We start from the raw sequence: 22,856 nt of genomic DNA on the forward strand, positions 1-22,856 counted from the left end.
ATTTTAATAAACTCCTATTTCCTTTTTTTTCTCCAATTTTTGTACTTCTTTTTCCCCCAGACGTATGTTTTTCCTACTAAATGTTTGCCATATGCACCAATAGCACCACGGGTTGACCCTAAATGGTATCCTATAACTGCACCTCCAGCAGCTCCTACTCTTGGAGATGTTTTATTAGGTCCTAATCCACCAAATCCCCTTCCTACTCTAATATGCTTACTAAAATATGACCATCCTGATCCAGCTAAGGCTCCATAGAAAGCTCCATAAGAAGCTCCTTTAAGTGCACTTCTATATACCTCCTTACGTACAAAGCTATATTTACTCCATTGAGTTAGTTGTCTGTCAACTTTTCTAACATATTTAGTTACATAACTTTTAAACTTAGGATACCTCCCATCCGAATCCACCATCATCACCGGATTATTATTCGCATACGTATACCCATTCTGCGTCAACGGATCATCCTCATCACCCGGATCTGGATCCACAGACAAGAACACGCCATGAGTTGGATTGTAATATCTAGCAATTAAATAATACATCCCAATCTCTTTATCATACATGTATCCCGCATATCCAAATGGATTCTCTGCTGCGATGCCTTTTGCGTCACTCTTTAGGACATTGCCCCATGCATCGTATTCATAGCTTGCTACGACTTGTCCGTTTTCATCTGTCATCGCAATGACGTCACCGCGTGGGTTGTAGTGGTAGTATACCGTTTGGCCTTGGGATTTCATCGCAAGGCGGATGCCGTCTACTGAATAGACATATTGACGAAGGACATTTCCACTTCCGTCTGTTTCATATAGTGGATTGATGCTGTCGCCGTCGTAGTGATAACGTGTTGTTTTTCCATCTACTGTTTTTTCAATGCGGCGTCTGTCATCATCGTATTTATATGTCGCAAATGGTGTGCTTTCGCCTTGTTTTGTGATAGCAGTAAGCTGGTCTGCTTCGTTCCATGTGTATTTGTATTTTTCATCGGATGTACGGTTTCCGTTGGCGTCATACGTTAGAGATTCGCTGCCAAATTTCGTTAGCTGGTTGCCTTCGTTAAATACGGCTGCTGTCGATACAGCTGATTTTCCTGCTTCTGTTACTTTTACGTTGGTGCGGTTACCAAAGCCGTCGTAGCTATATTCTTTACTTGTACCATTTGGCAATGTTTCTTTTGTTAGTTGGTTGATAGAATCATAGGCGTATGTTGTTTTTTCTGTTTTGTCACCGTTTTTACGTTCGATTGCGGTACGGTTGCTTGTTGCGTCATACGTATACGATTCTTCTAAAATGCGCTGTGAATCTTTTGTACCAATTTGTAAGTTCGTTAGTTTCTTTGTATGGTCATACGTAAATTGGGCCGCTGCATCATTACCAGCTTGATAACGAACGACGTTTCCAAATTCGTCGTAATCAAAATAAAATGTTTTTCCGCTATCGGTTACTTTCGTATTTTGATTTAAGGCGTTATATTCATAGTTTGTTGTGTTGTTATAGGAACCGTGATTGATTGTTGTATCTTTTAGTTTGTGAGATTTTGGTTGATATGACCATTTTACGCTGCCGCCGCGGTCTGTCATGCTGATGATGCGGTTGCCTTCGTCATATGCTTTTTCACGGGTGATTCCGTTTATATGATCGGTTACTTTCGTTTCATTTCCGTTCTCATCATATGCATACGAGAATGCATCTTTGCCGTTTCGTTTCGCTTTAATCGCTCGGTTTGCCGCATCGTACTCCCATTCTAACACAGTGTTTGTTGGCAGCGTTGTTTTCGTTCGGTTCGCATTTGCATCATACTCGTGTACAATTTTTCGAGATAATGCATCTTGGAAGACGGTTAGTTTGTTATCGACATCATATTCGAAGATGTTCTTTTGCGTTTTTCCGCCGGCTGTGACAAATTTCTCTGTTGTGTTTCCATTATCATCATAACTGTAAGAAACAGAAGTGCCATTTGCCATTGTTGTTTTCGTTAATTGGTTATCTTCGTTATAGGCAAAAGTCTTTTTATTTCCTTTTTCATCTGTTTCACTTGATTTGTTTCCATACGGATCGTACGTAAATGTATTTTTACGGTTTTCTTCATCATAAGTTGCAGTAATGAAGTTTCCATCTTCATCATACTCTGTTTTCGTTAAGTGGTTGCCTTCCATAATCCGAATATCATCGAACCATACTTTTCCTGTCAGTTCTTTATCAAGCATCGTATGAAGCTGAATGCGTTTAATCGCCCCTGCTGAAGCTGGGATAACAACTGCTCCGCGGTTCCAATCTTTTGTGCCAAGCGGGAACGTGATGTAATAGCTTTTCCATGTTCCGCCTTCATGTTCTGCATAAATCCAAACAGAGTATCCATTGTTTGGCTGAGATGTACTGCTATGTTTGACGTTTTCCGCTTTTGACATTGCGGTAACTGTAATGTCTTTTGCCTGACTTTGATTTAGCGCAATTTCTTGACGATAATGCAAGTCTGGACTTGGATCATCTTGACTCTTACGCTCCATCACAAGTGCTGAATGCCCACCAAATCCTTCTCCGATATTATCCCGTGGTAAATTCAGCCATGTATGCCAATTGTCTAATTTTTCTTTATAGTACTCAAAACTTGGATTTGGCACTGGGTTAAAAGAAGATGAAATTGGCCCTTCTTCTAATTGGAAATTATCAAACCAAGCTGTTCCTTTTCCTTCCGCGCTTTCATGAGCTGTGAAGACTTCGATGATTAATTGACGCGTTTTATCAGAAGTGACAATTGGTACTTGTCGTTTTGTCCAATCGGTTGTACCGCTAACTTTACTATGGTTATTCGAAATGGTTCCTACATGATTTCCATGTTCATCTAGCTGAATAACATAGAAATGTGCACCCGCCTTTTCTAAACCACTTGTTTTAATCCATCCGCTTAAAATATATGGTTTATTTGGCTCAACATCTACTTTTTGGCTGGCGATTGTTGCACCCCAGCTGTCATTAATACCTTTTGTATCCATGCGCAGAGAAGACGTTTGTCCTAACTGCGGTGCACGAACGTTACGATCGATTTCATTTTTCCCGCCATCATTCCATCCGCGTAGCTCCCAATGATCGCCCCCCGCTTCAAAGCCAGGGTTTCGCATCAAGTTGCCGCCCGGCGCTAGTTCTAAACTGCCGCGAATTGGATTTCCGTAAGAGTCATACTGCGTCACAGATGATGTTTGCGCCTTATAATCTGTTTCTGAAACAGCATTGGCACCGTTATATGTCACAGACGCTGTTTTATTCTCTGTATCTGTTACTTTCGTTACATCATTATTTTGGTTATATTCATACTTCTCTGTTCCAATTGCGTCTGTCGCCGATGTTACGTTTCCTTTCCCATCATACGTATAACTTTCGGAAACGCGTTTTCCTTGGTCTTTTGGATCTGTCTTTTTCGTTAAATTGTTTGTTTCATATTCATACGTTGTTGTTAGCTTTAATCCGGCTGCATCTACAACCGTTTTAGCCGGATTTCCCGCAAGATTGTAGTGGTACATGTCTTTCACATTTTTTGGATCAATAACGGTCACTTCTCTTGCTTCACTGTTATAAGAGAGTTTCGTTTCTTTCCCTAATGCGTCTTTTACACTAACGAGTCGATTGTTGTCATATGTGTATGTTGTTTTGTACGGCTTTTGCTCTGTATGTTTCGGATCATACGCGTAACGTAGTTTCCCATTTTCATAGCCATATCGATATTGTTTTCCTCTCGGCGTTGTTACACCTACTAGTTGCCCATCTTTATACGTATACGTAACTGTACGATTTTCAGGACCGACAAGCTTTGTTAATAATCCGTCTGTATACTGTAACGATACCTTACGATTCGAAGCGTTTGTAATTTCGACAACGCGGCCATTTTCATAGCGATACGTCAGCGTATTGCCGTGTTCGTCTTTTACCTTTGTTAAACGACCTTGCTTATCGTACTCGGATACCGTTTGATCTTTATCAGTAACCGTATACCTGCTGTCTGTTTTCTTGATTTCGAAAAAGACACCCGGTGGCGCTTTGTAAGAGTTGTCGCCCGTTTTTTCAAAACGATCGACTGCGCGATCTTCATGAATGAAGTGTACATCTCCATTTGGCTGCTCCTGTACTTTTTCATCAAAAGAACTCGTCCAGCCTTTTCCTAATACACCTTGTTCTGTGCTGTTACTATTGTATACGCGGTCAATACGTAAATCAGGACCTCGGCCTGATAAGGTAAAGTCCGATTCATCCATAACAAAGTTTCCGTTCGTCGCGTTTACTTTACCGCCAATCACATCAACAGAAGCCATATAGTCTTTTAAGCCAAAAATATCTGTTGGTTCTGTCATTTTAATGCCGTAGTCCGGGGAATACGTACTTTCGGCATGTCCGATATTGCTGTAGGCTTGAATATGAACCCAATACTTATCGCTTCTAAAATCACCTGCATTTTCATACAACTTCGAAGGATTTAACGCAAGTTCTTCTCCCTTTCCATCTGTATGGAACTGGTAGCGGCCATTTTTCAATTCATCTGCCGTTGGATAGATTTTCTTTCCTTGCGTAGACCATTTCGTCACATTTCCAACATCAAATACATCGTGACTCTTTCCATTATAAAAAATAACGCGATAACCTGTAGCGCCAGGAATTTGATCCCAGTTCAGCTCAATATATCCCGATTGAGAACCAGTCAAATTCGTAAAGGCGTGCGATTTCGGCTGCTTTGGTGCTTCTAGCGGCACAAATACCTTTTCTTCGTCTGATTCTGGACTCATTTCATCATGAGGATACTCCGCTACAACTTTTACTTTGTATGCATGTTTGTCGTTACCTTGTTCTTTAGAACCATTATTTTGATACAACTGAGAAGGGCTCGTTGGCACTTCTCCGCCTAATCCATCGAAGTGAAGCTCATTTCGCCCGCGGCTTACTTCCTCTTTATTTGGCCATATTTTTTTATCCTTTGTTGACCAAGATGTCGTATTCCCAACTTGATAATAGTTATAATCTTCTCCATCGAAAATACCAACTCGATATCCAGTTGCTCCTGGTACTGCATCCCAGTTCACATTAATATGTCCTGTTTCGCTTCCAATGCCATTTGAATAAGCTGATAAACGTGGTTTATTCGGCTTTGGATAAGAATACGTAATTTCTAAATGCGGCGCTGTATCTCCTCCGTTATAAGCCGCAATAAATTTCTTCCAATGCGTTTGTCCTCGCCCGTTAGGATGCAGCTTAAACCCATAGTTCGGTCTCTCGCCGCTTACCCACGCTTTCACTGTGTTTGTAACATTAAACTGCGCCCATTGATGTCGGCCAACATTCGTAACTGCGATTTCCTCAGACCACGGTTTTGTTTCCCAGTTCATCGTAATATAATCCCAGTCACCTTTGACTTCATCTAGCCAAACTTCATTCGGATTATTTCCGTAATAATGCCACGACGCATAGGCATAAAACTGTGCATCATGTACAATTGCGCCGTTCAAGCTAGAAAGTTCCGGCTTCATATAGGCAAAATTATAACCAGTACGATTATCAAAATAACCTACTTTTAGTGTATGCGCTTTCTGCCCTTCATCCCAAAGTACCCATCTGGAATAATTGTTCTTTGGATGTGCACTCGATACGTAAGCCTCTTGAAAGCTCCCCATCGTAATAGAAGGGTCAATATAAACTGGATATTTCCGCTCAGGAGCTTGCAGCCACTTCGGATCTGCCGTAACGGTTACATTGTACGTATTGTTTTCTTGTTTCTCTAACGTATACTTTACATCTTCTGAAATCGGTGCTTCATTCGATTCAGGATGTATATTGGAATCTGTCATAAACGGTTTTGGTAATGTAAATACTATTTTTTGCTTATCATCCACCATCAAAATAGAACCGTCTTCTTCTAACTTCGGTGTCAATGTGGTTTGTAATTGGAAGGTAAAAATATGATGTCCTGTATATTCATTCAGAACAATATCTTCTTTTACTTTGTCATTAAACGTAATCGTACGTAAATCGATCTTTGGAAAAATATTTTTATACCAAATCTCATTTTTTTCATAAGTAGCTGCAACTTGAGATGGTTGGAGCCCTTCTTTCTCACCCTTGGCTCCTGTTAACTTATACGTAACCTTGTGACCATCTACTTCAAAGGCCGCGTATTCTTTCTTTTCTAGCTTTTTTTGAAATGTCGGTTTTAACTTTGTAGTTTTTGTCGCGATTGTTTGTGGGGATTTTTCAACAAGTTCTGGCTGAATTTCTTCTAGCTTCCCATCTTTTTTTGTGTGTATGGGCTCTGTGTAGACTTTCTTTGTATACGTTCCATTCTTGTTATCAAACACTTTCTCGTGTTCGGTTCGTTCTTCTACTACTTCAGTAGGTTTTCCGTCTGATGTTCGTTTCTGTTCAGCCTTTTTCTTTGCTTGTTCAGTAGAAGGAACCTTGTTTTCCTGCGCTGATTTGTCCTTGTTCATCGTTTCCGCAATTGCCTCCATCGGAATAGAAGACACAATTAACGCCATCACGATGAACTGGATTACATACCGGTACCATCGCCTTTTTCTTTTTTCCCTTTTCATACATTCACCTCGCCAAAATTTTTAATATTACAAAACCAATGTAAAAAAAGTAGAAAATAAAGGCAATATATTTTAGAAAATTCGCAATTTAAAACAATTAAAAAGCACAAATTTCTGACATTTTTCGATAAACCTTTTTATTTCAAAGTAATTTTGGTAAAATTATTAAACATTCACATTTTATTTCACAAACTAAAATATCAATTTAGTTTAATTGTTCCATATTTTAAAAAAGGAGATGACTTCTGTCAGCTCCTTTTAGTGTTTCCAGTTCATCGAAGAACCTTTATATCGTGTCAAAATGCCGATATATCAAAGTTCTCGCTTATACCAACTTTGCATCTTCTCCGCATCTTCCATTCGTACATGTTCTAACGTATGACCAGCCGAGGCATTATGGAAATGATATGTACAAAGTGCATCTTTTTTCTGGAAGTATGATTGACTTTTCTTTAAAGATTGAATATGTCTTCTTTTCACAAAAACCGTATATTTTGCGATTCTGCGATAGGACATTGTTAGCTGATCGTCATCAATACGATATCCGCCTGCTTTGTACTGCGCATAACCAAGCCAGATGGACACTAGGAAAAGTGGTAATAGCAATGCGAATAGAAAGTATTTGTGAAAATACATACTCGCCCCGATAATCGGTACTGCTACAATACAAGCGAAAACAAAATTATCTAACATATGACGTCTCATTGCCGTTTTCGGTAATCTTGTCATCTCACTGTTTATGTCATATGGCAATTGTAAGTATTGCAGCATCTCTAGTACTTTTTTCTTTTTTATAAGCGGATGGATCGTTACGTCTGTTTGCCCTTCTTCAAATTTTTGAATCGCTTCTACGTGAACAGAGCAATATCCAAAAGGTTTGCGAAGAATCCCTTCTTTCATTTTAATCCCATGAATACGATGCGCTTTCAAGACAAGCTCTTTTCTTTCTAGCAACCCTTGTGAAATGCGAATTTCATCTCCTTTACGTGAAATGGTAAAATTCGCATGTTGCAGTGCATATTGAATCGTTGAAACAATCCACGATAATAGAAGTAAAGCAACAAGTATGTACGCCCAGCCAGCTATATCACTTTCAAATACGTACGTTTCCATATAATGTTCAATTTTCTTCACAATATGATTCGGCATAATATCGCGAATCTTATCTGCTAAAATGAAAAGAATGGAAAATAAAAGGCCAAATTTCCCGGACGTAATACTTGCCAGTAAAATTTCTTTCCACGTTAATGTATATGAGACTGTGTTATGTTCTTTCTTTTCGATCGCAGTAACCTCTAATTCAAGTTCATCGTTCACATCGCTATTTTTATTTAACATGGCAATTAAACTTTTTGCTTCTTCTTGAGTAATTCCTACTAACTGTACTTCTGCTTCGTCAGCGCCGCCAGCAGTTTCAATCTTTAGCTTTGTGAGACCTAATATTTGATATAAAACATTTGAGCTCGTATTAATGGTTTGGACACGGTTTTTATTTAAAAAGCTTTCTTTCTTTGTGAAAAGACCTTCTTTAATATGCAGTACATTATTTTCAACCCAGTACATTTTGTAATACCACGAAATGAAGTTAAAAATAATTCCTGCTCCTATAAACAGAAGCGGAATCAAATACCAAAAAGGAAATGTTCCATCTTTCACAACGAAAACAAAAAATACTGGTAAAATACTACTTAGCTTTATCTCAAACAAAATCGTAATCGGATGCTGCCGCTTATACATCCTCATCACTCACCTTTGCCAGTTCTGCAATTTGGCGCTTTAATCTCTCAGCTTCACGCATCGTTAATCCCGGAAGAGTATGCGCTGTTGCGGCTGTTGCAATTTTCAACTCAGCTAAATCAAACTTACGCATAATAGGCCCTTGTTCAATTGTAATATGCTGAATACGAATCATTGGGATAAGTACTCGCTCTACCGTAAACATCCCTTTTTGAATTTCCATTTCTTCTTCGTTTAACTCATAACTATAATAGCGCTGACGTAAACTTGGAAATACAAGATAACCAAGCGGTGCATACGCAAGAAGACCGATTACAAGCGCTCCAAATATCCAACCTGTCCAGTCAAATTTCATCATAAATATAAAATAAGCAACTGTAATAATAAGACCGATTCCAGATGTAATGAGCGAGCTAATTTGCCATACTCTTACCATCTTTGGATGAATTTCATTTTCTAATGGTCGCATTCTTTCACCTCTAACTTCATAGTCTAGTGTAACTTTTTCTGTGACTCTATAATCATATTAGAAACATAATTAGAAAACAAGATATGCAAAGGAAAAAATTCCCTATTAGTGTGTACCATTCAGATGCTCTACATATTAGTAAAAGCCTTTTTTATATACAGCTTATATCTTATCAGAGGCATTCTTCGAAATTGTGAAAATAACACTTAGCTTAACTCCATTATTTTAGTAACCTAATAACTTTAGAGAGTAGTAACATTATCAAAATGCAAAAAATAATATCCAAATATAATATAAATTTTACATTTTTCTCAGAAAATGTTGATTTTTGTAAAACATATATGTAAAATATTACAATGTAAATACATACCAACAAGAGAGGGAGAAATTCATGAAAAAACTATTAGTATCAATATTTGCATTCGCATTCTTATTTGCTGGATACAATTCAGCTGCATACGCTGCAAAGAACACGGATGACAAAAATTGCAAGCACTTCAAATCGAAACAAGACGTAATGGAGTTTTGGTACAAAAACGGTTATAGCGCAACTAACGATCCTCACGACTTAGATCGTGACAACGATGGTTTACCATGTGAAGTTAAAAAAGGTGACTACGATCAATTCGTTGCTAGCAAACAAGACGAAAATAAAGAAAATGCAAAACAAGATACAAAGCAAGAACCTGCTAAACAAGAAAATAAACAAACTACTTCAAAAGAAGAACCAAAAACTACTAAAGACACTAAAAAAGACAATGTAGTTAAAAAAGATACAAAAAAACAAGGGGAAAAGTTACCAAACACAGCATCTAATGTGTTCACAATGTTATTAGTTAGTGCTGGTTTAGTAGCAGTAGGTTCAGTATTATTGTTCCGTCGCACTAAAACAAATGCATAATTAGTTCCTTAGAACGGCAGGAGAAATCCTGTCGTTTTCGCATAGGAGGGATATAATGAACAAAAAGAAAATTCTAGGACTATGCTTAATTATAATAGGCTTATCTATTGGCTCATACTATTTTCTAGAACTGTACAATTCCAAACGCTCCACTGCTGCTCTAACGAAAAATGAAATGAAAAATTATGAGACTGCTCCAGAATCTATACATTCTACCCAAAATACTGAAGTCTCCCCTCCTGATGATCATCCATCGGAATCAGTGCAAGTTCCAACTACGCAAGTACAACATCGACAAGGGGAAAAAGTAGCATTATTAGTTATACCGAAAATTAATAAAAAATTCTCTGTGTATTGGGGCGCGGATCCTAAAGTATTAAAAAAAGGAGTTGGAATGTTCGTAAGTGATCTTACAACTACTCCAGCTGGTAATGGCCACACAGTTTTAAGTGGACATAGAGATACGGTATTTATTGAACTTGGCGAGTTAAAAGAAAACGATACACTAATTGTGGAATATGACAACAAAACATATACGTACCAAATCACTCGTCATTGGGTTACAGATGCAGAAGATCGCACTGTTATTGTAGAAAAGGATGAACCAATTTTAACGTTAACAACATGTTATCCGTTTGACTATATTGGAGATGCTCCGAACAGATATATCATTGAAGCAAAGCTGACTTCAACCACTTAGACATTCGAAAGGGTGTCTTTTTTTGTTAAGCTCTTAATCTTTAATGCTTTCTTTTTATCAGTCACAAAAAGAAAGCACCTGTCCTCTATTTCCATTATATTTTTTGTAGGATTTTCACCTTTTTTGTCGAATTTGTTTGATATAGGGAGGGGCACAGTATGTTTATCAAAGATTTTTTTATTAACCTATTTATTTTTGCTTTTCTAGTTAGTTCAACTATATTTATCCAAGTGTTTGTGGTTAAGTCTAACCAATTCATTGAAAAAATATATGGGGCGATTATTGCTGTTATTTTGATGACCTTTTCTTTTAAATACATGGGGTTTTATTATGACCTTCGAGCTGTCCCTCTCATTTTTTCGTTTGTTTACTTTGGATGTACTGCCGGTTGGATTACGGTGCTTAGTATTTTGATCATGCGTGTCATGTATATGGATGGATATTGTGGACCGTATCTCATCGCTTTATTAGGGATAGGTATTCTATTTACTATTTTAAAATCATATTTCAAAAATCTACATCCGTTTAAAGCTAGCTTTCTCTATCTGATTTGTTATATAGCTATGATTCGGTTGGTAGGCGAATTCTTCATTCCGGCTGTAATATCTAGCATTCTTTACATGCAAAGTTTAGTATTTATGAGTTTCGGCCTTTTATGTGGACTTTTTCTGATGGAAGCTTATCAAAAGTTATATTCCTTAACACAAGAGTCATTTAAAACAAATCAAAAATTAAAAAAATCGAAGCAAGAGCTGAAAGATACTGTTCATGAACTGCAAGGCGGAATTTTTAAATTTATTAAAGTAGATACACACTTTATACATACTATGTGTGATGGACAATTTTATTATCAAAACGGGTTTTATTCTGAACAAGTGGTAGGAAAGAGTTTACGTACGATCGATCCTTCCATTATCCCTCCCCATCTTGTTCCTCAATTACTGAAGTATTATGTACAAGCATGGGAAGGGAATGAAGTTATCTTTGAAATTCCTTGGCCAGATGATGAAATGATTGCTTTAATCGCACTTCGGCCAATTAAGCGAAATGGAAAAGTAATTGAAGTTGTCGGTTCTGCAATCGATATAACAGAGAGAAAAAAAGTGGAGAATGAATTACAAGAGACTAAAGAATTACTGGAGTCATTTGTAAATAATAACGTAGATGCAATTGTCATCTCTGATCGAGAAGGACATATTTTACAAACTAATAAAGCTTTTGAAACGATATTTGGTTGGTCAATACAAGAACTGATCGGTAAAAAATTTCCTTCTATACCCGATTTCTTACTAGATGAATCGATAGAAGTCGTTCGAAATATTCTGTCTGGAAAATCGACAATTACTAGATTAGAGACTATTAGAAAACGAAAAAATGGGGATTTAATTGATGTAAGTATAACGGTTTCACCTGTTCTAGATGTAAGAGGGAATATAATAGCTCTCTCTGCAATATGTAGGGACATTTCCGAAAGAAAACAAGCAGAAAAAGAACGACAACAATTATATCAACAATTGCAAGAAAGTGAATTGAAATATCGTGCACTATTTGAACAGGCAGCGGATGCGGTATACGTAGTAGAATTGGATAAAAATCGAAATCCCACTCAATTGATTGAAGTAAACACTATTGGGTGTGACAGGTTTAATTTAAGTAGAGATGAAATTCTTAGTATACCATTTTTTGATCTTACTTCTAAGGACTCTCCCCTTATAAAAAGATTAATAGAAAAAATTAAAAAAGGAGAAGATTCTTTTACTTTGCAAGATGAGTATGTTTTTCCTACAGGAAAGAAAATAACGACAGAGATTAGTATTCGTGTATTCAAATTAAATGGAAAAGAAGTTTTCTTAAGTATTTCTCGAGATATTACCGAACGAATCAAGACGGAAGAATTATTAAGGAAATCTGAAAAGCTTGCTGTTGTAGGTCAATTATCTGCGGCAATCGCTCATGAAATTAAAAATCCTTTAACGGCAATGAAAGGATTTATGCAATTATTAAAAACAATGGAAAATGAAAAAAATCACCACTATATAAATATCGTATCATCAGAAATTAATCGAATTGAAAGCATTACGAATGAATTTATGGCAATCGCCAAACCGCAGGCAGTAAAAATTCAGCCTAATGATATAAGTGTGTTAATAAATCAAGTTGTCATGCTGCTAGAGCCTCAAGCACTCATGAATAATGTACAAATTCAGACAGAAGTTATGTCTAATATTCCAATAATAGACTGTGAAGGCAATCAATTAAAACAAGTATTCATTAATATCTTAAAAAATGCCATTGAATCGATGTCAACGGGCGGAGAAATTGTCATTCAAATTGATCAAACCGCTAATAATCAAATCAATATCCGATTTATGGATCAAGGATGCGGGATCCCGCAAGAACGTATACCATACCTTGGAGAACCTTTTTATAGCCTTAAAGAAGGAGGAATTGGCTTAGGATTAATGATTTGTTACAAAATTATTGAAATGCATCAAGGCAAGATATTGATTGAAAGTGAAGTGAATAAAGGAACAACGATCGAGGTTATTCTTCCTGTTTGTAAATGAGAAAACAACAGTTATAACTACTCAGTTACTTTATGAAAAAAGGCAGAAACGCATTTTCTTAAGTTGGCGAGAGGGACTGGCCATGTATAGTAGCGGTCAGTGCCCTTTCCTGCCACATGCGAAGTTTTAAAACAAAGAAAGATAACGAGATGTAGGCCCAATTTTATCTTCATGGTCGGAATTATCCCCCTTACTAAACTTCTAAATGAAATATATAGCCAAGTAGTTACCAACAATGTAAAAAAGAATGCTAATTTAGCATTCTTTTTTATTGAATTTCTATCTATGTCGTATAAAACCACAGCTTACAATCAAATGTTGCTTTGAAATAAAGTTTAATTAAAAATCACTTTTCTTTATGATACGCAGCCTCTACACACTCTGCTAAACGTTCCATTTCCTGCATATATAATCCTCGTGACATCCATCCTGTTAACTTATATATAATATTATAAAAAAGATTTCTAGGTTCATATTCTGAGATAAGTGTAAGTACTGTACCTTTCTCATCTTCTTCTAAAATATAGGTTGTGGTCGAATAACCTTGCTTCATCTCACCGCCAATTGAAACAATATAAGGTGCATCATACTCTAATAGTTCCACTTCAATTTCAAATATTTTCTTTCCAATTTTTCGAACTGAAATACACTTATCCCCTAATAGAATTATTAAGAGGCGTTGATAATTTCGATTGGCACTATCACAAAGAATCATCAAGGTAAATATGCATTACCTGATGGACAATCCTTTACAACCGGTGATGATGAAGGGAAAACAGCAAAAACGATTCACAAGCATATCCAAAATAGCACACTTGCTTTATTCCAAGATGCATTCGATCCGCTAAAGGATATCTTCAATGAAATGGTCCTTGATTTCCTTAGAGACTCTTCTCTACATGAGTATGGTGAGGTTTCTTATGCATAATAGTTAGATTCTTTCTGATAACTAAACTTCAATATAATTTATAAAGAAATTTGCTACATATGCATCGTTAAATATATTAGATATGAAACAGCTGCCCCTTAAAGAATTAGGATTTGGATAGTTCTATACTTCATGCTTTATGACATAGACAAAAAAGTCTCGGTTTAGTCACCGAGACTTTTTTCATGCCCTCTCATATGTTATTGAGGGTCAAAGGGATAAAACATCGAATCTTTTTACATTTTTCACAAAAAAATTAACTATCTTCAAAACGATTCGACTTTATTTCAAATTCACATCATACCTTCCCGCTGCAAATACCGCAAACGATAGCAATTCATCGTCACTTCCCCGAGCCGCTGCAGCAGCTGGTAATTCGCATACGCTCCCACCGGTGCACCGATGACAGGGACGAGCTGCAGCATTTTGGCTAGATCAATATAATCGCGGTATTCTTGCTGGAATTTCTCCCAGTCGATATGATTTTCTTTATTTGTATCCCACGTTTCAATGGCCTTCCATATTTCTTTCCGGTGATTATCGCTTGAGAACGCAAGTTGAAATACGTGAAGGATAAATAACCGCTCTTCTTGTTTACTCGTATCATAGCCGTACAATGTTGCTGCATCAAATAAAAATTTAATTTTAATGCTGAGCAGCAGCGGGAAGTCAGCAAGTCCGAGTAAAAAACCTCCTGCTCCTGTCCCGGCTCCTTCTGCGGCTGCAACCTTTTTATATTCATCGATCTTCTTTAATACTTCTTCATCTCTTCTTTGCAATGACCAATCTGTTTCTTTTAGCCTCGGTTTGATGAAATTCGAACCAATGCTAATGCCTTGCACCATCTTTTTAATTGTTTCTGTAAGTATGTTTTGCACTTTTTCTGGAATGAGCTGCTGCATTTTCGTTTGAACTGTTTTAGAGAAACGTGTCATTACAGAAGAATTTTTGATAATTTTTCTTTTCCACTGTTGTAATTCTAAGATGACCTTTTGTTCATATCCAGTCATTCTTTTCTCCCTTTCCCTATGTACGGTTTAATTTTTTTAAACGCTTCGCCCCGTATTGATAGACAAATCCTACACTAAATAACATATTCATAAGAAAAACAAGGCCTGTCATCATCATATCCTTCGTTGCAAACGCAAAGAGCACAGTGAAAATGACACCACCTACGCACAGCAACGTACATAGTAACGTCAGAAAATCTTTCATTTTCGCTTCTTCTGCAATCGGATATAGCTCTAGCCATAATTTTAAACGATGATGCTTCCATAAACTTAACATCTGATAGCCAATTAAATATAAAAACAAGGCGCCGACTAGAAGGCGAACATAGAGAAACGGCGCAAAGTATAAAATCAAACCGCCAATTGTCAGTAAGCGGGCATACAACCCGAAGTAATTTCCTGAGCGTAAAAACGTGCGCAAGTATAAGAATAAATATGGGCGTTTGTCTGATACAAGTTGCAAAATAAAATCAAGCCATTTGCGGCGAGCTACCCGTTCTTTTAATGCTGGTACATCGACAAACATATTGGCAATGCGGTATAGCAGCATCATTTTCTTTCCTTCTTCAGAAATTAAATATTCCCAGTTCAGCGGTTTCCCTTTTACTTTCTGGTGCAAAAATACAAGGTAAATGATCATCGCAAAGACGATTGCTCCCGTATACAAAGCAAAAGCGCGCTCGACAAGGAAATAAACAAAGAAAAAGTTAAGTACAAAACGAACAAGCCAGTCCGTGAGATGAATACGGTTATCCGTCATATAAGACTTTTCCCATGTCACAAATAAATTCCAGCCCTTACTTAGCACAATCGCAAGAATAATGATTATATACGTTTGACCTGATTGTTTCATTTGCTGAAAATAGAGCGGAGCAAGCGCTGCGCTTACCATTGCCACAATATACAACTGGACGATAAACGTAAATTGAAATGCTTTTCCGAAATATGCTTTTAATTTTTCTTCTACTGGAAGTAAATATACAAGATCTGCTTCTTTTAGTAACGTTTGAACCGATCCTGCCGTTAAGACAAGTCCTAACAGCACCGCCATTACAAATGCCGCCGGAAATGCAGGCGTTAATGTTTGCAGCCATTGCTGGTAATAATACGCGCCGGCACCGATGATAAACACAAAAATAAATTTCAAATGATCATTAAATACATATTTACCATATGTACGTGTTTCCTTTAAAAAATGACGAAACCTTTCTTTCCATAGCCCTTTACTATTCATCAGCATCTTCTTCCTTCGTTAGTGCAATATAAATATCATCAAGTGTTGCCCCTGGCATATGAAACTCACCTTGCAGCTGCTTGAGCGTGCCCTGTGCCCTGATTTCACCTTGATGCAAAATAATGAAGGAATCACAATAACGCTCTGCTGTTGCTAAAATATGTGTACTCATTAAAATACCTGCACCGCTCTTTTTCATTTGATCCATCATTTGTAGCAATGATTGAATCGCTAGCGGATCTAGCCCAACAAACGGCTCATCGACAATATATAAAGAAGGCTCTACTAAAAACGCACTCATAATCATTACTTTTTGTTTCATCCCTTTTGAAAAGTGAGATGGAAACCACTTCAAACGATTTTTCATGCGAAATTCCTTTAACAGCTTGTCTACGCGCGTATCATACTCTTCCTTATCAATGCCATACGCCATTGCCGTTAGCTTTAAATGCTCTTCTAGCGTTAGCTCTTCATAGAGCACAGGTGTTTCTGGGATAAATGAGAAACTAGAACGATATGCTGTCATATCATCTTTTAATGTCTTACCGTTAATCGCTATATGACCTTGTTTCGGCTCCATTAATCCGATAATATGCTTGATTGTTGTACTTTTTCCCGCGCCGTTTAAACCGATTAAACCGACAAGCTCTCCTTTCTTAACAGAGAATGAAATATTTTGTAATACAGGCCGCTTCGTATATCCGCCTGTGACATTTTCCACGCGTAATAATTGTTCCATATGACACCACTTTCTTCATTTATGTATATATAGTCATCTTACCAAAAAAATAAAGCTCCTACATAGTACAGACCTAACAATAAAAGAAAAAATTTCCTTTGCATATATCTTAAAAAAGCGGACATCATAATTAGTGAGGAAGGAACACATTGAAAAAGCAACCATAAAAGTGATGAACACAGCCTAGCGAACTCATCATGAAATGGGGTGTCTATAATGGACAAAGGTGATTTACACGGAGCCATATAATTTGTTTCATTTTAGAAACGGGGTGTCTCGCGGAGAGTAGATACTGTTTTATAAAATAAACAATTCATTTCCGAAGGATTGCAACATCATTTCATTGTAAATGGGGTGTCAACGGCAGAATATATGTCGAGTTACCGCGCATTTCCTAAATAAATGAGGTGTCTCCTAAAGGTAGATTAAACGAAAACGCTTTTTCAATCCTTCTTCAGAAGGCAGGAAGCTTACCCGCTTCCTGCTTTTCGTGTTTTTTCTATTATGTAATTATGGTAAAATACGGCTAAGACTACTGAAAGGATGAGGAATATGAATCATACAGCAGATAATTGCATTTTTTGTAAAATTATTGAGGGACAAATTCCTTGCGCAAAAGTATATGAAGATGAACATGTACTCGCTTTTCTTGATATTAGCCAAGTTACAAAAGGACATACACTCGTAATTCCAAAAGTACATAAACAAGACGTATTCGCATTAACACCAGAAATTGCTGCGCACATTTTCTCTGTTGTTCCAAAAATTTCGAATGCGATTAAAGCTGAATATAATCCAGTTGGTTTTAACTTATTAAATAATAACGGCGAAAAGGCAGGACAAACTGTCTTTCACTTCCACCTTCACTTAATCCCACGCTACGGCAACAAAGACGGTTTCGGTGCTGTATGGAAGTCTCACCAAAGTGATTACACAATGGAAGAGTTACAAAACATTGCAAGTACAATTGCAACTAGCGTAAAGTAACCCTTTTGTTAGAACAGTATGTACAATAAGATTGTACATACCATACACACCCCGCCAATGAACGCAAATCTAACAACTTGCTGTTTTACTAAAAGGATTGGCGGGTACGATCTTTTCTGTTTTAAAATAAAAAATAATTGCATTGCTCGTACAAGAAAGAAAAGACTGACAATAAAACAAACGTTTGTAATTAGTTTCACTTTTCTCCCCCCTTGTTTTATGCATATGCACAGTTTTACACATCATGAGTATAACAATGCTGTGAAACTTCCATCCGTGATGACAAGTTTCACAAATTAAGGAGGCCCTTTTCATGTCAAAATCAAAATCCTTTCTAACTGGCGTTATTTTCGGCGGAGCTGTTGCAGGACTTGCTGTACTCTTTTCTACTCCTTCATCTGGAAAAGATATGCGAGGTAAGTTAAAAGAAAAAGGAAATGACATAAAGAAAACATTGGCTGATATTACAGCCGATACAAAATTATTAAGACGACAAATTGTTGAAACAGCTTCTGAAGGAAAAGAAGTCATTCAAGAATTAAAAGATGATATGCACGAAACATTCTCAACATGGAGACAAGATATTTCACAAAATAAGCGACACATTGAACTAGAAATTGAAAACATTCAAAAGTCAATTGAAAAGTTACAACAAACAGTTCCTAACAAAGCTTAATTTTTCGTACTATAACAAATCGTTTTGATTCTTACCGTCTCTTATACAGCACATGACATTCATGTGCTGTATTTTTTATACAATGACCACCCTTCCCTTTCTACATCCAAATCAGAATAAAATTCCGTCAATCTTTGGCCTGTCTTACAAGGAAACACATTTATAATCACTCGAAATTTGTATAGTTTTGTCATTTTAACGAAAAATTTTCACAATTCTAACAAAAACACTTTATTAATTTTTATTTTACTGGCATAATAGATAGTAATGAATAAGAATTGTATAAAGTAGGTGAATTGATGAAAAATAATGAAAAAAGTTATTCGATAAAAGAAGCGATGATTTTCAGCCAACGCATGGCTCAATTATCAAAAGCATTATGGAAGTGTGTAGAAAAAGATTGGCAACAGTGGATTAAACCATATGATTTAAATATTAATGAACATCATATTTTATGGATTGCGTATCACTTAAAAGGAGCTTCTATTTCAGAAATTGCAAAGTTCGGTGTTATGCACGTATCCACGGCTTTTAACTTCTCTAAAAAACTAGAGGAACGCGGTCTACTTATATTTTCAAAGAAAGAAGATGACAAACGAAATACGTATATTGAAATTACAGAAAAGGGAGAAGAGTTGCTGTTGCAATTAATGGAGGAATATGACCCTGAAAGTAATTCTGTCTTTAATGGCGCTTTAGCTCTTCGCAATTTCTATGGTAAATTCCCAGAAAACATCGAATTAATCGCCATTTTACGAAATGTTTATGGGCAAGACTTTATCGACATTTTCGAGAAATCACTGGATAATATCGAGGAGAGTTTTATCGAGCATGATGAAAGGCTTGTTAAAAAATGTTAATTCATTATCTTTCCGCTATCATTCGTAAAAATTCTTGCATCAATGGTTGAAATAACCCTTGACGTTCGAGCGCTTCTGCCGCCTCTTGTCCTTCGAGGCTCTGTGGAAGCGCTCTTTCAAATTTATATAACAGCTCATCAAATAAAAGCAAACCTTCTTGTTTTTCTATTATGTATTGCTCATTCATTTGTTCACAAAGAACTAATAAACGTTCTACGTCACGTTTCATCACTTTCTTCTTTATAATTAAAGAATAAAATGGACACTTTTCTTCATCTATCATATTAAAAAGAAGTGATACATAATATTCTGCTTGTTCTAAGCGTTTCACAACGTCCATTTTCTTCCCTCTCTTTCTAATCCGATTTCCTCTATTTCAGAATTTTATAACACGAACAAATTATCGTATGATACAATAGAAGTATATGTACTTTCGCCAAAGGAGGACGCTCCTCGTGACAATTATATTTATTGCTTTTGCAGTTATCGTTCTAACTTATATAAACCTTATGACACACACACTGTGTCAACAAAAAGAAATGTCTGATCGACGTCAATCGAGTGTCTTTCGGTTCATCAACGTATGTATTACCATTCTGTTAATTTCTAGTTATATAGAAATTATATTTCATGTAAAGTGAGGAAGGAAACCCCTTCCTCACTTTTTTTCCTCTATAAACAAATTATACCTACTATTACTAATAAAATAAACAACACAAGCCACAAAATTAATTGTTGATTCATTATAAATTCAACCTCCCCATTCCTCTTTGTATGCGTGTAAGCCCAAAATGGTGCCATGACCGAATCTGACAAACCTCACCAACATATGGGTAAATTTTCTTTATCAATAGGAAAACACATCGAAATATGTTATATTAAATTTTGTACATATTGCTTATACTATAAAGTGAAACTTCCATTAGTAGGGGCTTACTGCCCGTTTATACGGGATTCAAAAATACATAATAGTAGGAGTGTTTATTTCATGAAGAAAGCAATGCTTGCCCTAGCTGTAACAAGTGTATTCACATTATCAGCATGTGGCACTTCTGACAAAGTTGCAACATCAAAAGCTGGGGACATCACAAAAGATGAGTTCTACGATGCAATGAAAAAACAAGGCGGTAAAAACGTCTTAAAAGGCCTAGTCATGAAACAAGTATTTATTAAAAATTACCCAGTAAAAGACGATGCCGTTAACAAACAATTTGACGAATATAAAAAGCAATACGGTGATAAATTTACCGATGTATTAAAACAAAGTGGCATGACTGAAAAAGAATTAAAAGAAACTATTCGTGCTGAGCTAGCAATGAAAGAAGCTGTGAAGAAAAGCATCACAGACAAAGAAGTAAAAGATAACTACAAACCTGAAATTAAAGCAAGCCACATTCTTGTAAAAGATGAAGCAACTGCGAAAAAGGTAAAAGAAGAACTAGCACAAGGCAAGTCTTTTGAAGAGTTAGCAAAACAATACTCTGAAGATACAGGTTCAAAAGAAAAAGGCGGCGACTTAGGATACTTCGGACCAGGTAAAATGGTAAAAGAATTTGAAGATGCTGCATTTAAAATGAAAAAAGACGAAGTAAGTGATCCTGTAAAATCACAATTCGGTTATCACATCATCAAAGTTACTGATATTAAAGAATTAAAACCACTTGATCAAGAAAAAGACCGTATTAAAAACGATCTTGTTGACAAGAAATCACAAGATGCTCAATTTATGAACGATCTTGTTACAAAAGAAATGAAAAAAGCAGACGTGAAGATCGAAGATAAAGACTTAAAAGATATTTTCGAAACTCCAAAAGCTGAAAAAGAATCGAAGAAATAATGAAAAGTCCGGCAATCGCCGGGCTTTTTTGTTTTATATATGATGAACCTTTGCCCCTATACAACCTTGTTCTCTTACAATTATGCATTTTTTATATTGCTTTCACGCCCCGGAACAAGGTAAAATTTGTAAAACACTATTCATTAGGAGGCGGATAAAGTGTCCAATGAAATCATACATTCCATTGACCATCCAATGGTAAAAATTCCAGGGGGCGAAGTACATTTAAGAGACGACAGAATAAAACGCACATGGAAAGTTGAAGTCAAACCATTTCTTCTTGCTCGTTATCCTGTAACTATGGATCTATACTATACAATTATAAATCAACCTTCTTTTACCGGAGATCCAAAACCAGTTGTAAATATTTCTTGGCACGATGCCCTTTCCTTTTGTAATCTCTTTTCGCAGAAAACTGGACTGAAAGAGTGTTATTCTATAAGTCACGATGGTAAAAACGTGATTTGTGATTGGGAAGCAGATGGCTACCGGCTCCCTACAGAAGCAGAGTGGCAATATGCATGTAAAGCAGGAACTACTGGTTATAGGTACGGAGAGCTTGATAGGATTGCCTGGTATGATGAAAATTCAGGCAGCATACTCCATGAAGCAGGAAAAAAAGAACCGAATGCATGGGGTCTATATGATATGTTAGGAAACGTTTGGGAGTGGTGCTGGGATTTATACGATGAACAAGTGTACGGCTCCTACCGAATTTTCCGAGGAGGCAGCTGGGCCGAAGAAGCCAGAGGTTGCGGAGCTTCATGTCGTCGTCGCAGCCATCCAACCTTTCGTATCGATGACCTTGGGTTTCGTCTTGCCCGGTCTATTCACCGTGACAATACAGTTTGATAATCCATCTTCACCTATCATACGTTTACAAAAAAAGCGTTTAAATACGCTAAATTCTCCTGTAAAAAAGCTTGATTCTTTTCAACGCCTCTTCGTTTACACCAACCGATCGAATTAAACGCATCGGTAAAACGATAAAACGGCAAAACTTCTTGCAAATCAATAAACCGCCGAGCTAAAAGACTGCGGAACATCCTCAATTGCTAATACATTCAAGTTAAATTTTCCAATTGCTTGTTGCAACTTGTCCATTTAAAAAACTCCTCCCCTCTTACAAATCTGTAAGCTTTTTGTCACCTATATAAATAGTACTAACTATATGACAGTACTATAATTACTAACTATAAAGCAGTGATTTTATAAAAAAAATCCCTACACATGGAGGTTTAAAATGAAAAAATATATTTTAGCTTTCCTACCATTTATACTAGGTGCCGCATGTTTCGTTAGCTTTCATACTACCGGATCTACAGTCACTTCAGATGGTAAGCTTGTAGAACCATTTTATTTATTACCGATGGGTTATGCATTCATCGCTATCGGTATCATTGGTCTTGTTGTAAGTAAAATGAAGACAGTTAGGAAATAGGCAAAAAAGAGCTTTGATAAAGCCAAAGGCATCAGGAACACTTTTTTTACGGTCTTTGAGTAAAATCAATGTATTTTGGGCATACTCAAATACAGCTTCCTTTGGTACATATTTTATGAAGCCACTGGAAGCTGGGCCGTTGATGTCTCTAATAAGCCTAGAATCTCAAACGGCGTTTTTTTTCGGTACCGCCGC

20 protein-coding genes and 2 pseudogenes are annotated in these 22,856 nt (G+C 36.7%); 11 read left to right on the forward strand and 11 right to left on the reverse strand.

Translation table 11 applies throughout. The features are described 5' to 3' along the window. Nucleotides 1–14 precede the first annotated feature (14 nt). The 3 genes from H280_RS0104490 to H280_RS0104500 all read right to left on the reverse strand — a co-directional run bounded on the left by H280_RS0104490 (nucleotide 15) and on the right by H280_RS0104500 (nucleotide 8,781). Entirely contained in the window at nucleotides 15–6,575 is a 6,561-nt protein-coding gene (locus H280_RS0104490) for a DNRLRE domain-containing protein (RefSeq protein ID WP_020059920.1), read from the reverse strand. Between the two features lie 312 nt (nucleotides 6,576–6,887). Beyond that, nucleotides 6,888–8,312, reverse strand: coding sequence for a PH domain-containing protein (locus H280_RS0104495; protein WP_020059921.1), 1,425 nt, complete (start codon nucleotides 8,310–8,312; stop codon nucleotides 6,888–6,890). Next, entirely contained in the window at nucleotides 8,305–8,781 is a 477-nt protein-coding gene (locus H280_RS0104500; protein WP_020059922.1) for a PH domain-containing protein, read from the reverse strand. The genes H280_RS0104495 and H280_RS0104500 overlap by 8 nt, the downstream gene beginning before the upstream one ends. Nucleotides 8,782–9,172: 391 nt before the next feature. On the opposite strand from H280_RS0104500, the gene H280_RS0104505 reads away from it, so the two are divergent. The 3 genes from H280_RS0104505 (at nucleotide 9,173) to H280_RS0104515 (ending at nucleotide 12,949) form a co-directional block, all read left to right on the forward strand. Then, complete coding sequence (locus H280_RS0104505; RefSeq protein ID WP_020059923.1) at nucleotides 9,173–9,682, forward strand: excalibur calcium-binding domain-containing protein; 510 nt, start codon at nucleotides 9,173–9,175, stop codon at nucleotides 9,680–9,682. A gap of 55 nt (nucleotides 9,683–9,737) precedes the next feature. Further along, nucleotides 9,738–10,382 carry a class D sortase gene (locus H280_RS0104510; protein WP_020059924.1) on the forward strand — a complete coding sequence of 215 codons (645 nt, stop codon included), beginning with the start codon at nucleotides 9,738–9,740 and terminating at the stop codon, nucleotides 10,380–10,382. Between the two features lie 158 nt (nucleotides 10,383–10,540). Continuing rightward, nucleotides 10,541–12,949, forward strand: a complete 2,409-nt coding sequence (locus tag H280_RS0104515) for a PAS domain S-box protein (protein ID WP_020059925.1) — start codon at nucleotides 10,541–10,543, stop codon at nucleotides 12,947–12,949. A 346-nt stretch (nucleotides 12,950–13,295) separates the two neighbouring features. Here the strand turns inward: H280_RS0104515 and H280_RS23030 are convergent. Beyond that, a pseudogene (locus H280_RS23030) lies at nucleotides 13,296–13,610 on the reverse strand (SRPBCC family protein); the annotation flags it as partial. Nucleotides 13,611–13,628: 18 nt separating this feature from the next. On the opposite strand from H280_RS23030, the gene H280_RS23035 reads away from it, so the two are divergent. After that, a complete protein-coding gene (locus H280_RS23035) occupies nucleotides 13,629–13,877 on the forward strand; it encodes a hypothetical protein (RefSeq protein WP_020059928.1) in 249 nt (82 codons plus the stop codon). 293 nt (nucleotides 13,878–14,170) lie between these two features. Here the strand turns inward: H280_RS23035 and H280_RS0104545 are convergent, their stop codons facing one another. From H280_RS0104545 to H280_RS0104555, 3 genes are read right to left on the reverse strand one after another with little or no spacing between them, the layout of a single operon-like run. Next, nucleotides 14,171–14,887, reverse strand: a complete 717-nt coding sequence (locus H280_RS0104545; RefSeq protein WP_020059929.1) for an EcsC family protein — start codon at nucleotides 14,885–14,887, stop codon at nucleotides 14,171–14,173. 16 nt (nucleotides 14,888–14,903) lie between these two features. Then, nucleotides 14,904–16,121 carry an ABC transporter permease gene (locus tag H280_RS0104550; RefSeq protein ID WP_020059930.1) on the reverse strand — a complete coding sequence of 406 codons (1,218 nt, stop codon included), beginning with the start codon at nucleotides 16,119–16,121 and terminating at the stop codon, nucleotides 14,904–14,906. Next, nucleotides 16,114–16,860: an ABC transporter ATP-binding protein gene (locus H280_RS0104555; RefSeq protein WP_020059931.1), complete on the reverse strand. Its 747-nt coding sequence runs from the start codon at nucleotides 16,858–16,860 to the stop codon at nucleotides 16,114–16,116. The genes H280_RS0104550 and H280_RS0104555 overlap by 8 nt, the downstream gene beginning before the upstream one ends. A gap of 552 nt (nucleotides 16,861–17,412) precedes the next feature. Between H280_RS0104555 and H280_RS0104560 the strand changes: the two genes are divergently transcribed. After that, nucleotides 17,413–17,847 (forward strand): HIT family protein, encoded by a 435-nt coding sequence (locus H280_RS0104560; protein ID WP_020059932.1) that lies wholly within the window; start codon nucleotides 17,413–17,415, stop codon nucleotides 17,845–17,847. Nucleotides 17,848–17,855: 8 nt separating this feature from the next. On the opposite strand, the gene H280_RS0104565 is transcribed toward H280_RS0104560, so the two are convergent. Then, nucleotides 17,856–18,047 (reverse strand): hypothetical protein, encoded by a 192-nt coding sequence (locus tag H280_RS0104565; RefSeq protein WP_020059933.1) that lies wholly within the window; start codon nucleotides 18,045–18,047, stop codon nucleotides 17,856–17,858. Between the two features lie 113 nt (nucleotides 18,048–18,160). Here H280_RS0104565 and H280_RS0104570 point away from each other — a divergent pair, with 113 nt between their 5' ends. Together H280_RS0104570 and H280_RS0104575 are read left to right on the forward strand one after the other, a co-directional pair. Next, nucleotides 18,161–18,523: a YtxH domain-containing protein gene (locus H280_RS0104570; RefSeq protein ID WP_020059934.1), complete on the forward strand. Its 363-nt coding sequence runs from the start codon at nucleotides 18,161–18,163 to the stop codon at nucleotides 18,521–18,523. Nucleotides 18,524–18,822: 299 nt separating this feature from the next. Then, the gene (locus H280_RS0104575; RefSeq protein WP_020059935.1) at nucleotides 18,823–19,383 is read left to right on the forward strand and encodes an HTH-type transcriptional regulator Hpr; all 561 of its coding nucleotides are present in this window, start codon (nucleotides 18,823–18,825) and stop codon (nucleotides 19,381–19,383) included. A 4-nt stretch (nucleotides 19,384–19,387) separates the two neighbouring features. Here H280_RS0104575 and H280_RS0104580 read toward each other — a convergent pair whose 3' ends face one another. Next, nucleotides 19,388–19,723 (reverse strand): DUF1878 family protein, encoded by a 336-nt coding sequence (locus tag H280_RS0104580; protein ID WP_020059936.1) that lies wholly within the window; start codon nucleotides 19,721–19,723, stop codon nucleotides 19,388–19,390. Between the two features lie 85 nt (nucleotides 19,724–19,808). Between H280_RS0104580 and H280_RS0104585 the strand changes: the two genes are divergently transcribed. After that, the gene (locus H280_RS0104585) at nucleotides 19,809–20,024 is read left to right on the forward strand and encodes a hypothetical protein (protein WP_034303354.1); all 216 of its coding nucleotides are present in this window, start codon (nucleotides 19,809–19,811) and stop codon (nucleotides 20,022–20,024) included. A 31-nt stretch (nucleotides 20,025–20,055) separates the two neighbouring features. On the opposite strand, the gene H280_RS26930 is transcribed toward H280_RS0104585, so the two are convergent. Next, on the reverse strand, nucleotides 20,056–20,199 hold the full coding sequence (locus H280_RS26930) for a YjcZ family sporulation protein (protein WP_442852813.1): 144 nt from the start codon (nucleotides 20,197–20,199) through the stop codon (nucleotides 20,056–20,058). 172 nt (nucleotides 20,200–20,371) lie between these two features. On the opposite strand from H280_RS26930, the gene prsA reads away from it, so the two are divergent. Next, nucleotides 20,372–21,220 carry a peptidylprolyl isomerase PrsA gene (prsA, locus tag H280_RS0104590; RefSeq protein WP_020059938.1) on the forward strand — a complete coding sequence of 283 codons (849 nt, stop codon included), beginning with the start codon at nucleotides 20,372–20,374 and terminating at the stop codon, nucleotides 21,218–21,220. Between the two features lie 195 nt (nucleotides 21,221–21,415). After that, the gene (locus H280_RS0104595; protein WP_196810701.1) at nucleotides 21,416–22,072 is read left to right on the forward strand and encodes a formylglycine-generating enzyme family protein; all 657 of its coding nucleotides are present in this window, start codon (nucleotides 21,416–21,418) and stop codon (nucleotides 22,070–22,072) included. Nucleotides 22,073–22,089: 17 nt separating this feature from the next. On the opposite strand, the pseudogene H280_RS26330 reads toward H280_RS0104595, so the two are convergent. Next, nucleotides 22,090–22,245: pseudogene (locus H280_RS26330) on the reverse strand (aminoglycoside phosphotransferase family protein); the annotation flags it as partial. Nucleotides 22,246–22,463: 218 nt separating this feature from the next. Between H280_RS26330 and H280_RS0104605 the strand changes: the two are divergent. Further along, nucleotides 22,464–22,661 carry a DUF3955 domain-containing protein gene (locus tag H280_RS0104605; RefSeq protein ID WP_020059941.1) on the forward strand — a complete coding sequence of 66 codons (198 nt, stop codon included), beginning with the start codon at nucleotides 22,464–22,466 and terminating at the stop codon, nucleotides 22,659–22,661. Nucleotides 22,662–22,856: the final 195 nt, after the last annotated feature.

It is taken from the genome of Bacillus sp. 123MFChir2 (assembly GCF_000383235.1).
Taxonomy (GTDB): domain Bacteria; phylum Bacillota; class Bacilli; order Bacillales; family Bacillaceae_G; genus Bacillus_A.

What these genes read in the sequence shown, in the direction of transcription:
- H280_RS0104490 (WP_020059920.1), bottom strand. Translation starts at nt 6,575, where the DNA reads ATGAAAAGGGAAAAAAGAAAAAGGCGATGGTACCGGTATGTAATCCAG.
- H280_RS0104495 (WP_020059921.1), bottom strand. Translation starts at nt 8,312, where the DNA reads ATGTATAAGCGGCAGCATCCGATTACGATTTTGTTTGAGATAAAGCTA.
- H280_RS0104500 (WP_020059922.1), bottom strand. Translation starts at nt 8,781, where the DNA reads ATGCGACCATTAGAAAATGAAATTCATCCAAAGATGGTAAGAGTATGG.
- H280_RS0104505 (WP_020059923.1), top strand. Translation starts at nt 9,173, where the DNA reads ATGAAAAAACTATTAGTATCAATATTTGCATTCGCATTCTTATTTGCT.
- H280_RS0104510 (WP_020059924.1), top strand. Translation starts at nt 9,738, where the DNA reads ATGAACAAAAAGAAAATTCTAGGACTATGCTTAATTATAATAGGCTTA.
- H280_RS0104515 (WP_020059925.1), top strand. Translation starts at nt 10,541, where the DNA reads ATGTTTATCAAAGATTTTTTTATTAACCTATTTATTTTTGCTTTTCTA.
- H280_RS0104545 (WP_020059929.1), bottom strand. Translation starts at nt 14,887, where the DNA reads ATGACTGGATATGAACAAAAGGTCATCTTAGAATTACAACAGTGGAAA.
- H280_RS0104550 (WP_020059930.1), bottom strand. Translation starts at nt 16,121, where the DNA reads ATGAATAGTAAAGGGCTATGGAAAGAAAGGTTTCGTCATTTTTTAAAG.
- H280_RS0104555 (WP_020059931.1), bottom strand. Translation starts at nt 16,860, where the DNA reads ATGGAACAATTATTACGCGTGGAAAATGTCACAGGCGGATATACGAAG.
- H280_RS0104560 (WP_020059932.1), top strand. Translation starts at nt 17,413, where the DNA reads ATGAATCATACAGCAGATAATTGCATTTTTTGTAAAATTATTGAGGGA.
- H280_RS0104570 (WP_020059934.1), top strand. Translation starts at nt 18,161, where the DNA reads ATGTCAAAATCAAAATCCTTTCTAACTGGCGTTATTTTCGGCGGAGCT.
- H280_RS0104575 (WP_020059935.1), top strand. Translation starts at nt 18,823, where the DNA reads ATGAAAAATAATGAAAAAAGTTATTCGATAAAAGAAGCGATGATTTTC.
- H280_RS0104580 (WP_020059936.1), bottom strand. Translation starts at nt 19,723, where the DNA reads ATGGACGTTGTGAAACGCTTAGAACAAGCAGAATATTATGTATCACTT.
- H280_RS0104585 (WP_034303354.1), top strand. Translation starts at nt 19,809, where the DNA reads ATGTACTTTCGCCAAAGGAGGACGCTCCTCGTGACAATTATATTTATT.
- prsA (WP_020059938.1), top strand. Translation starts at nt 20,372, where the DNA reads ATGAAGAAAGCAATGCTTGCCCTAGCTGTAACAAGTGTATTCACATTA.
- H280_RS0104595 (WP_196810701.1), top strand. Translation starts at nt 21,416, where the DNA reads ATGGTAAAAATTCCAGGGGGCGAAGTACATTTAAGAGACGACAGAATA.
- H280_RS0104605 (WP_020059941.1), top strand. Translation starts at nt 22,464, where the DNA reads ATGAAAAAATATATTTTAGCTTTCCTACCATTTATACTAGGTGCCGCA.